7 protein-coding genes and 1 pseudogene are annotated in these 10,352 nt (G+C 70.5%); 7 read left to right on the top strand and 1 reads right to left on the bottom strand.

Annotated elements, in window-relative coordinates; genetic code table 11:
- Positions 1–86: 86 nt before the first annotated feature.
- The 7 genes from FCN22_RS19225 (at position 87) to FCN22_RS19255 (ending at position 10,142) form a co-directional block, all read left to right on the top strand.
- The gene (locus FCN22_RS19225; RefSeq protein WP_137123182.1) at positions 87–2,072 is read left to right on the top strand and encodes an acyltransferase family protein; all 1,986 of its coding nucleotides are present in this window, start codon (positions 87–89) and stop codon (positions 2,070–2,072) included.
- A 71-nt stretch (positions 2,073–2,143) separates the two neighbouring features.
- Complete coding sequence (gene ilvD / locus FCN22_RS19230; protein ID WP_137123183.1) at positions 2,144–3,865, top strand: dihydroxy-acid dehydratase; 1,722 nt, start codon at positions 2,144–2,146, stop codon at positions 3,863–3,865.
- 271 nt (positions 3,866–4,136) lie between these two features.
- Positions 4,137–5,987, top strand: coding sequence for an acetolactate synthase large subunit (locus tag FCN22_RS19235; protein ID WP_137123184.1), 1,851 nt, complete (start codon positions 4,137–4,139; stop codon positions 5,985–5,987).
- Between the two features lie 9 nt (positions 5,988–5,996).
- Complete coding sequence (ilvN, locus tag FCN22_RS19240) at positions 5,997–6,509, top strand: acetolactate synthase small subunit (RefSeq protein ID WP_137123185.1); 513 nt, start codon at positions 5,997–5,999, stop codon at positions 6,507–6,509.
- Positions 6,510–6,590: 81 nt separating this feature from the next.
- A complete protein-coding gene (gene ilvC / locus FCN22_RS19245; protein ID WP_274381640.1) occupies positions 6,591–7,619 on the top strand; it encodes a ketol-acid reductoisomerase in 1,029 nt (342 codons plus the stop codon).
- A 120-nt stretch (positions 7,620–7,739) separates the two neighbouring features.
- Positions 7,740–8,519 (top strand): hypothetical protein, encoded by a 780-nt coding sequence (locus FCN22_RS19250; protein ID WP_137123186.1) that lies wholly within the window; start codon positions 7,740–7,742, stop codon positions 8,517–8,519.
- Positions 8,520–9,080: 561 nt separating this feature from the next.
- Complete coding sequence (locus FCN22_RS19255) at positions 9,081–10,142, top strand: 3-isopropylmalate dehydrogenase (protein ID WP_137123187.1); 1,062 nt, start codon at positions 9,081–9,083, stop codon at positions 10,140–10,142.
- Positions 10,143–10,215: 73 nt separating this feature from the next.
- On the opposite strand, the pseudogene FCN22_RS22980 reads toward FCN22_RS19255, so the two are convergent.
- A pseudogene (locus FCN22_RS22980) lies at positions 10,216–10,352 on the bottom strand (IS30 family transposase); the annotation flags it as partial.

Genomic DNA, 10,352 nt, shown 5'->3' on the forward strand with positions numbered 1-10,352 from the left:
CCGGTGCGCCTCCCCGTGAACAGAGGGCTCCGCCCCTACGCTTGACACCAGTGGTAAGGCCGCACCGAGGGGTCGAAGGGCGAGTCATGGCGGATGGGTCGAGGGTCCGGCACCAGACCGGTCGCATCGAGGGGCTCGACGGGCTGCGCGCGATCGCGGTGCTGGCGGTCCTGATCTTCCACCTGCGCTCCCAGACTCTGCCCGGGGGATTCCTCGGCGTCGACGTCTTCTTCGTCCTCAGCGGTTTCCTCATCACGACCCTGCTGATCCGTGAGCTGCGGTCGCACGGTCGGCTCAACCTTCCGTCCTTCTGGCTGCGCCGCGCGCGCCGGTTGATCCCTGCCATCGCCCTGGTTGTCCTGGTCACCGTGCCCGCGGCGGCCCTGACCGAGGGCGACCTGCTGGTCCACATCGGTCGCCAGGTGCTCGGCGCGCTGACCTTCAGCAACAACTGGCTCGAGATCTCGGCCGGATCCAGCTACTTCTCGCAGACCGCACCGCAGCTCTTCGTGAACTTCTGGTCCCTGGCGGTGGAGGAGCAGTTCTACCTCTTCTGGCCGATCGCCCTGGCCATCATCCTCGCGCTGGTGCCGAGTTCCCGGCACCGCATCGCCATCGCCCTGGGGCTCGCGGGCGCCTCGGCCCTGCTGATGGGGCTGCTGGTGAGCCCCGGACAGGATGCGACCCGGGTCTACTACGGCACCGACACCCACCTGTTCGGCCTGATGATCGGCGTGGGCCTGGCGTTCTTCTGGTCCTCGCCCGAGGGCAGCCTGCTCACCGAGCAGCGCTGGGCGCGGTGGCGGACGCCGGCGTCCCTGGCCATGTTGGCGGGTCTGGCCGGGCTCATGTTCGGCTTGCGCGAGTCGACGGTGCTGACCTTCCGCGGCGGGATCCTGCTGGGCAGCCTGCTGACCGCCGGTCTGATCGCCTGCCTCCTCGCCGGCCCGAGCCCGCTCCGGTCGGTCCTCGAGCTGCGACCGGTGGTCTGGGTCGGCGAGCGCTCCTACGGCATCTACCTGTGGCACTGGCCGGTGATCCTCATCGTCACCGAGGCGCTGCCGGCAACGGTGCCCGACTCGCGCTTGTCCTGGTTCGGCCGGGCCCTGGCCCTCGCCGTGACGCTCGCGGTGTCTGCTGCCTCCTACCGGTGGCTCGAGGTGCCGGTGCGGCGACTCGGCTTCGCGGGTGCGCTGCGTGAGTTCGCCGGCGGGCTGCGCCAGTCCTGGCCGCGCGCACGCGTCCCCAAGATCGCCGCCGCCACGACCCTGTTGCTCGTCTCCGCCTGCGGTGTGGCCATTGCCGCAGCCCCGGACAAGTCCTCCGTGCAACGGCAGATCGAGGCCAATGAGCAGCTGACCGCGCGGTCCACTGCCGACTCGTCACCGTCGCACGTCACGACGCCGAACCCCACCGGCACCGCCGGCAGCGCCACCGAGACGCCGACCGCCGCACCGTCTCCGACGACGGAGCGCTCGGGGCAACCCGCCACCAGCCCGTCCTCCGGGAAGCCGTCGGCGGCCAAGAACGAGTCCGGCACGGCGGCGGCGAAGCGCTCCGCTCGCGTCCCGACCGGCAGGCAGATCACCGCCTTCGGCGATTCCCTGGTGGTCACGAGCGCCACCGGCCTCGCCGACCGGTTCCCCGGCATCATGATGGACGCCAAGTCCAACCGGCAGTGGCCCGACGGCAGGGCCGCCGTGCAGCAGCGCCTCGCCGAGGGCACCGTCCGACAGGCCGTCATCCTCGACTTCGGCACCAACGGCGGCATCGCCGACCGGCAGACCGTCCGCGACGTGCTCGATGCGCTCGGCCCGGACCGGATGATCGTGTTGGTCAACCTGTATGGCGTGAGCGACTGGATCCCCGACGCCAACGCGGCGCTGGCCGAGATCGCGAGCAGCTACCCCAACGTGATCATCGCCGACTGGCACCAGACCATCTCGGCCCATCCCGGCATGCTGCAGTCCGACCACGTCCACCCGGGGATCGAGGGCGCCAACCTCTACGCCGACATGGTCAAGGAGTCCTTCGCGCAGCTCGCCGAGCGGATGGCGGACAGGGGCACCTGACGTGGTCGGGTGACGCCCGCGATCCGGGACGCCCGTCCACGGACCGGACGGTCCGCCATACAATCCTCGGCATGAGTGCCGACGTGAGCTCCGCGCAGACCCAGATCGACATCAAGCCCCGTAGCCGGGACGTCACGGACGGGATCGAGAAGGCCGCGGCCCGTGGCATGTTGCGCGCGGTCGGGATGGGCGACGACGACTTCGCCAAACCGCAGGTGGGCGTGGCCAGCTCGTGGAACGAGATCACGCCGTGCAACCTGTCCCTCGACCGGCTCGCCAAGGCGGTCAAGGACGGTGTCTACACGGCGGGTGGCTACCCGCTCGAGTTCGGCACGATCAGCGTCAGCGACGGCATCTCGATGGGGCACGAGGGGATGCACTTCTCGCTGGTGAGCCGCGAGATCATCGCCGACTCCGTGGAGACCGTCATGCAGGCCGAACGCCTCGACGGCTCAGTGCTGCTCGCCGGGTGCGACAAGTCGCTGCCCGGGATGTTGATGGCGGCCGCGCGGCTCGACCTCGCCTCGGTCTTCCTGTATGCCGGGTCCATCCTGCCCGGCATCGCCAAGCTCTCCGACGGTACCGAGAAGGAGGTCACGATCATCGACGCCTTCGAGGCGGTGGGTGCGTGCGCCGCAGGGAAGATCCCCGAGTCGGACGTCGACGCGATCGAGCGCGCCATCTGTCCGGGGGAGGGCGCCTGTGGCGGGATGTACACCGCCAACACGATGGCTGCGGTCGCCGAGGCCCTCGGGATGTCGCTGCCCGGCTCGGCCGCCCCGCCGGCCACCGACCGGCGCCGCGACGGTTTCGCGCGCAAGTCGGGCGAGGCCGCGGTCGAGCTGCTCCGCCGGGGGATCACCGCGCGCCAGATCATGACCAAGGAGGCCTTCGAGAACGCCATCGCGGTCGTGATGGCCTTCGGCGGCTCGACCAACGCGGTCCTGCACCTGCTCGCCATCGCCAACGAGGCCGAGGTCGACCTGACCATCGAGGACTTCAGGAGGGTCGGCGCCAAGGTGCCGCACCTGGCGGACGTGAAGCCGTTCGGCCAGTTCGTCATGAAGGACATCGACCACATCGGGGGCATCCCCGTGGTGATGAAGACCCTGCTCGAGGCCGGGTTGCTGCACGGCGACTGCCTCACCGTCACCGGCAAGACGATGGCCGAGAACCTCGAGGAACTCAACCCCCCGCACATCGACGGGAAGGTCATCCGGGCTCTCGACACCCCGATGCACCAGACCGGCGGCCTCACCATCCTGACCGGATCGCTCGCGCCGGAGGGGTCGGTCGTGAAGTCCGCGGGCTTCGACGAGTCCGTGTTCGAGGGCACTGCCCGGGTCTTCGACGGCGAAAGGGCCGCGATGGATGCGGTCGAGGGCGGCGCGCTCGGCAAGGGCGACGTCGTGGTGATCCGCTACGAGGGACCCAAGGGCGGCCCCGGCATGCGCGAGATGCTCGCGGTCACCGGTGCCATCAAGGGCGCCGGGCTCGGCAAGGACGTGCTTCTGCTCACCGACGGCCGGTTCTCGGGAGGCACCACCGGCCTGTGCGTCGGGCACGTGGCCCCGGAGGCCGTCGACGAGGGGCCGATCGCCTTTGTCCACGACGGCGACCGGATCCGGCTCGACGTCGCCGCGGGGACCCTCGACCTCTTGGTCGAGGACGAGGAGCTGGCCCGGCGCCGGGCGGCCGGCGTGACCCACCCGGAGCCGAAGTACACCCGGGGCGTGCTCGCCAAGTACCGCAGGCTGGTCGGGAGCGCGTCCAAGGGTGCGGTCTGCGGCTGAGCGCGGCGACCACTCGGCATACCGCTGTGGCGTGTGTGCCGAGTGGTCCGGGAGACGGACGTCACGTCCGGATGGCGAGATGACAGGCGGGACCGATTGACACCCGGTGCGGGGTGGTGGACTGTGGGTCCGTGGCCCGAATCCTCGTACTCCCCTAGCGTGCTGGCTCCGACCGGAGCTCGCACGCTGCCCCTCATGTCCACGGCGGACGAGGGGTTTTTTTGTACCTGATTCGGGCACGAGCCCGCGAACTTCGAAAGTGGTGACGACAGTGACGGATGGCAAGGCCACCGCGACCCGGCCCGCCCCCGCGGCGGCGCACGCTGCGCCGACCCCCGCCGACCTGGCAGCACGGCCCGCCCTGCGCGCGGCCCAGCCGGTCACGGGAGCCCAGAGCCTGGTCCAGGCGCTCGAGGCGGTCGGGGTCGACACGGTCTTCGGGATCCCCGGTGGGGCCATCCTGCCGGCCTACGACCCGCTGCTGGACTCGACCAAGGTCCGGCACGTGCTCGTCCGTCACGAGCAGGGTGCCGGGCACGCCGCCGAGGGCTACGCGTCGGCGACCGGCAGGGTGGGAGTCTGCATGGCGACCAGCGGACCGGGCGCCACCAACCTGGTCACCCCGCTGGCGAACGCCTACATGGACTCGGTCCCGATCGTCGCCATCACCGGCCAGGTCAATTCGCGGTCGATCGGCACGGATGCCTTCCAGGAAGCGGACATCCGGGGCATCAGCATGCCGATCACCAAGCACAACTACCTGGTGACGCGGGCGGACGACATCCCGAGGGTGATCGCCGAGGCCTTCCACATCGCCTCGACCGGCCGCCCCGGGCCGGTGCTGGTCGACATCGCCAAGGACGCGCTCCAGGCGCAGACGACCTTCGACTGGCCGCCCAAGGTCGCGCTGCCTGGATACCACCCGGGGACTCGCCCGCACGCCAAGCAGATTCGGGAAGCGGCCCGCCTGATCCGCGAGTCCAGGCGGCCGGTGTTCTACGTCGGCGGCGGCGTGATCCGCGCGGGTGCGAGCGCCAAGCTGCGGGAGCTGGTCGAGCTGACCCAGATCCCGGTGGTGACCACGCTGATGGCCCGCGGTGCGGTGTCCGACAGCCATCCGCTGCACCTCGGCATGCCGGGGATGCACGGCAGCGTCGCCGCGGTGACCGCCCTGCAGAAGTCGGATCTGCTGATCACCCTCGGCGCGCGGTTCGACGACCGGGTCACCGGTGTGTTGTCCACCTTCGCGCCGGACGCCGCGGTCATCCACGCCGATATCGACCCGGCGGAGATCTCCAAGAACCGGGTGGCCGACGTGCCGATCGTCGGTGACGTCGACGAGGTGGTGGTCGAGCTCCTCGAGGCGTTGTCGGCGGAGACGGAGCCGCCGGTGGCCGAACGCGGTGCCGCGTGGCGCGCCCAGGTGCAGCAGTGGAAGGCCGACTTCCCCGTCGGCTACACCGCTCCGGAGGGCGACGGCGTGCCGCCGCAGTACGTCATCGAACGGCTCGGCGCGATCAGCGGACCCGACTCGACCTTCGTCTCCGGAGTCGGCCAGCACCAGATGTGGGCGGCGCAGTTCATCAGCTACGAACGGCCCAACAGCTGGATCAACTCCGGCGGCCTCGGGACGATGGGTTTCGCGGTGCCGGCGGCCATGGGCGCCAAGGCGGCCGAGCCGGACCGCACCGTCTGGGCGATCGACGGCGACGGCTGCTTCCAGATGACCAACCAGGAGCTCGCGACCTGCGTCATCAACGACATCCCGATCAAGGTCGCGATCATCAACAACTCCAGCCTGGGCATGGTCCGGCAGTGGCAGACGCTCTTCTACAACGAGCGCTACTCCAACACCGACCTGCACACGAGCGTCGGCCAGCGGGTGCCCGACTTCGTCAAGCTGGCCGAGGCCTACGGCTGCGTGGGGCTGCGGTGCGAGTCGGTCGAGGACGTCGACGCCACCATCAACCGGGCCATGGAGATCAACGACCGGCCGGTGGTGATCGACTTCGTGGTGGAGCGCGACGCGATGGTGTGGCCGATGGTGCCCGCCGGAGTGAGCAACGACCAGATCCAGATCGCGCGCGGCGGCACCCCCGTCTGGCATCGGGACGAGGAATAGGAGGACGGGATGAGCAAGCACACCCTGTCGGTGTTGGTCGAGAACAAGCCCGGTGTCCTGGCCCGGATCGCCGGACTCTTCTCGCGGCGTGGTTTCAACATCGACTCGCTCGCGGTCGGTCCGACCGAGATCGCCGAGATCTCGCGGATGACCGTGGCCGTCGACGTCGAGTCACTGGCCCTGGAGCAGCTCACCAAACAGCTCAACAAGCTGGTCGAGGTGATCAAGGTGGTTGAGCTCGAGCGGGACGCCTCGGTCCAGCGGGAGATCATCCTGATCAAGGTGCGGGCCGACGGACAGACCCGTTCGGCGGTGCTCGAGATCGTCGAGCTGTTCCGCGCCAAGGTGGTCGACGTCTCACCGGACGCCATCACGATCGAGGCGACCGGCACGGGCGACAAGCTGGAGGCGTTCCTGCGGATGCTCGAGCAGTATGGCGTCAAGGAGCTCGTGCAGTCGGGCATGGTCGCGATCGGGAGAGGACCGCGCTCGATCACCGACCGCGCGCTGCGGACCGCCTGACGGACGGCCGCGACACCAGCCAGGCACACGGCATACCGTGTGTGACCAACGAACACAACCCAACTCGAAGGAGTGGCCGACGTGGCCGAGATGTTCTACGACGACGATGCAGACCTTTCGCTGATCCAGGGGCGCCATGTCGCTGTGCTGGGCTACGGCAGCCAGGGGCACGCCCACGCACTGAGCCTGCGCGACTCGGGCGTCGACGTGCGGGTCGGGCTGCTCGAGGGCTCGAAGTCGCGGGCCAAGGCCGAGGCCGAGGGGCTCAAGGTCGTGACACCGGACGTGGCCTGCGCCGAGGCGGACCTGATCATGATCCTCGCGCCCGACCACGTGCAGCGGGCGCTCTACGCCGACGCGATCGAGCCCAACCTGAAGGAGGGCGACGCGCTCTTCTTCAGCCACGGCTTCAACATCCGCTACGACTACATCAACCCGCCCGCCGGCATCGACGTGGCGATGGTGGCCCCCAAGGGTCCGGGACACCTCGTGCGCCGCGAATACGTCGACGGCAGAGGCGTGCCCGTGCTGCTCGCCGTGGAGAAGGACGAGAGCGGCAAGGCCTGGGACCTGGCCAAGTCCTACGCCAAGGCGATCGGGGGCCTGCGTGCCGGTGGGATCAAGACGACCTTCACCGAGGAGACCGAGACCGACCTGTTCGGTGAGCAGTCCGTGCTCTGCGGTGGGGCTTCGCGGCTGGTGCAGACCGGGTTCGAGGTGCTCACCGAGGCCGGCTACCAGCCCGAGATCGCCTACTTCGAGTGCCTGCACGAGCTCAAGCTCATCGTCGACCTGATGTATGAGGGCGGCCTGGCCAAGCAGCGCTGGTCGATCTCCGACACCGCCGAGTTCGGTGACTACGTCTCCGGTCCGCGCGTCATCGACGAGCATGTCAAGAAGAACATGGAGGGCGTGCTCGCCGACATCAAGAGTGGCGCCTTCGCCGACCGGTTCATCAAGGACCAGGACGCGGGTGCTCCGGAGTTCAAGCGGCTGCGCGCCGAGGCCGAGGGACAGCCGATCGAGCAGACCGGCCGCAAGCTGCGCGAGCTGATGGGCTGGATCAAGACGGGCGACTCCGACTACACCGAGGGCACCGCCTCCCGCTGACCCGGAGGTCCGCGCCCGGACATTCCGCGCCCAGACACGAAGTTGCTGGGGATCGGCGTCGTCGACGACGCCGGTCCCCAGCAACTTCTGTGCGGTGGCCGAGTCCCTAGACTCCGATCCGTGAAGTCGATCCCGCGCTCCTGGCTCTACCTGGGGGTGGCCCTCGTCGCCGGGCTGGTGCTCACCCGCGTCCGGGTCCGTCCGCTCAGCGTGCTCGGCGTGGTGCTGGTGGTGGGGGCGGCGCTCTACGCGGGCAACGTGCTGCTGCACCGAGCGCGACGAGGCGGGGGGATCGCGCCGCCGGCCTCGACCGCACGAGCGCTCGAACCGGCGCCACCGGGTCCCGGGCCCGCCCTCGACTCACCCATGGCGCGCACCTTCCTGCAGGAGCACACCCGGCGGCTCGCCCGCGTCGCAGCAGGCTGTCTCGGTCTCGCGGCCGTGCTGGGCGCCGCAGCCGTTGCGACACTGCTCCTGCACGACCCCGGCGGCCGACCGGGCTGGCCGGCGGTGCTGCTCGCGATCGCGTGCGTCCTCGCCGTGGCGGTCGCGGTGGCCGCGCTGGCCGGGCTGGCCCAGTGCCGCCGGGCCCGCCGCGCGCTGCGCCGGTCGCCGTGGCGTGCCGTCTCGGCCCAGGGCAGGGTCCGCCGTGGCAGAGCCGTGCGAGGACCGGCCACGGTCCGCGAGCTCAGCCCGGTGCGGCTCGGGATGGGCACCGGCGACCCCCTCATGGTCGGCCTGCGGGCCTTCCCGTTCGCCCCCGACGACGAGGCCGCCGCTCCGGTCAGCGCGGACGGGCACCGGGCCACCGCCTGGTACGTCGGCGACGACCTCGGCAACGGGCTGCTCGCCGCGCCCGGGGGCGGCAGCCTGCTTCGCACCCGCGCGCAGACCCGCTGAGCCAGCCGCGATCCCGCCACCGGCGTCCCCCGGCCCCGGCCCCGGGCAGCGGGGCCTCGTCGTCGGTGGTCGTCCGTAGCCGTCCGGGGTCGTCCGGGGTCGTCCGGTAGGAAGCAGAAGCGTGGGCGGCCGGCCCGATCCGTCCAGCATGTGGATAAGGGGTACCAGCGACCGGACCCCGGCCCGTACTCTCGAGTACATGACGCGGCAGTTCCTCATCCTTCGCTGCCGCGGCGGGTCTCGATAAGTCAGCAGCCTGCCGCGGAGACCCCGCGCTGCCCGCTGACGACGCGATCGGCATACCGATCGATCCGAGACGCACCACCAACGAACGTGACCTACGCCGGACGGCCGGCCAGAAGGACGTGAACGACATGACCGAAGAACAGGCTGAAGCGCGCCGCGCCCTGCAGGAGTCGATGGACCTGCGCGACTGATCGCGCGCTCGGGCTGCAGGAGCCCGAGCAGTGCCCTCGAACGGCCTCCCCACCTCCAGGGGGAGGCCGTTCGTCATATGAGACGCCGTATCCACGATGCAAGACGGTGCCTACCATGACGGTCATGGCCAACGCAGCGCAGGACACGATCAACCTCGCCGTCATCGGGGGAGACGGCATCGGGCCGGAGGTGGTCGCCGAGGGGCTCAAGGTCCTCGAGGCCGTCACCGGCGACGGGCTCAAGCTCCAGACCAGCGACTACGACCTGGGCGCCCGTCGGTGGCACGCCACCGGGGAGACCCTGCCTGACTCGGTGCTCGAGGAGCTGCGCGGCCACGACGCGATCCTGCTCGGGGCGGTCGGCGACCCCGGCGTCCCGAGCGGGGTCCTGGAGCGCGGACTCCTGCTGCGACTGCGCTTCGCCTTCGACCACTACGTCAACCTGCGTCCCGCCCGCCTCTACCCCGGGGTGGCCAGCCCGCTCGCGGTCGATCGCGTCGCCCCGGACGGCATCGACTTCGTCGTCGTGCGCGAGGGCACCGAGGGGCCCTACGTCGGCAACGGCGGCGCGCTGCGCGTCGGCACCCCGGCAGAGGTCGCGACCGAGGTCAGCGTCAACACCCGGTATGGCGTGGAGCGGGTCGTGCGCGACGCGTTCGCCCGGGCGCAGGGGCGCGAGCGCCGGCACCTCACCCTGGTGCACAAGCACAACGTGCTCACCCACGCCGGTCACCTCTGGCGGCGCACCGTCGACGAGGTGGGGGCCGAGTTCCCCGACGTGTCCACCGACTACCTGCACGTCGACGCGGCCACGATCTTCCTCACGACCGACCCCGGGCGATTCGACGTGATCGTCACCGACAACCTGTTCGGCGACATCATCACCGACATCGCCGCCGCGATCGCGGGGGGCATCGGACTGGCCGCGTCGGGCAACATCAACCCCGAGGGCACGGCGCCCAGCATGTTCGAGCCGGTGCACGGTTCGGCGCCCGACATCGCGGGTCAGGGCAAGGCCGACCCCACCGCGACGATCCTGTCGGTCGCGCTGTTGCTCGACCACCTCGGCCGGAGCGACGACGCCGCGCGGGTCGAGGCCGCGGTGGCCGCCGACCTGCTCGAGCGGGGCGACGCGGCACGGCATACCACTGCGATCGGCGACGCCATCGCCGCCCGCCTCGCCTAGTCCCGCACCGCGACACCGCCGCCGCCCACCCACCCGAGACGGAGGAATCTTCGGGAGGTTTGGGGCGGCGGATTCAAGCGGTGGGTGCAACACCGTGTGGATCTGACTGTTCCGACAGTAGTTGGTCGAGGGCTTCGGCGGGGGTGCGCCAGCCGAGGCGTTTGCGGGGCCGGTCGTTGAGCTCGGCGGCGACCATGTCCAGGTAGCCCG

This window comes from Segeticoccus rhizosphaerae, assembly GCF_005222685.1.
GTDB classification, from domain to species: domain Bacteria; phylum Actinomycetota; class Actinomycetes; order Actinomycetales; family Dermatophilaceae; genus Segeticoccus; species Segeticoccus rhizosphaerae.

What these genes read in the sequence shown, in the direction of transcription:
- ilvD (WP_137123183.1), top strand. Translation starts at nt 2,144, where the DNA reads ATGAGTGCCGACGTGAGCTCCGCGCAGACCCAGATCGACATCAAGCCC.
- FCN22_RS19225 (WP_137123182.1), top strand. Translation starts at nt 87, where the DNA reads ATGGCGGATGGGTCGAGGGTCCGGCACCAGACCGGTCGCATCGAGGGG.
- ilvN (WP_137123185.1), top strand. Translation starts at nt 5,997, where the DNA reads ATGAGCAAGCACACCCTGTCGGTGTTGGTCGAGAACAAGCCCGGTGTC.
- FCN22_RS19255 (WP_137123187.1), top strand. Translation starts at nt 9,081, where the DNA reads ATGGCCAACGCAGCGCAGGACACGATCAACCTCGCCGTCATCGGGGGA.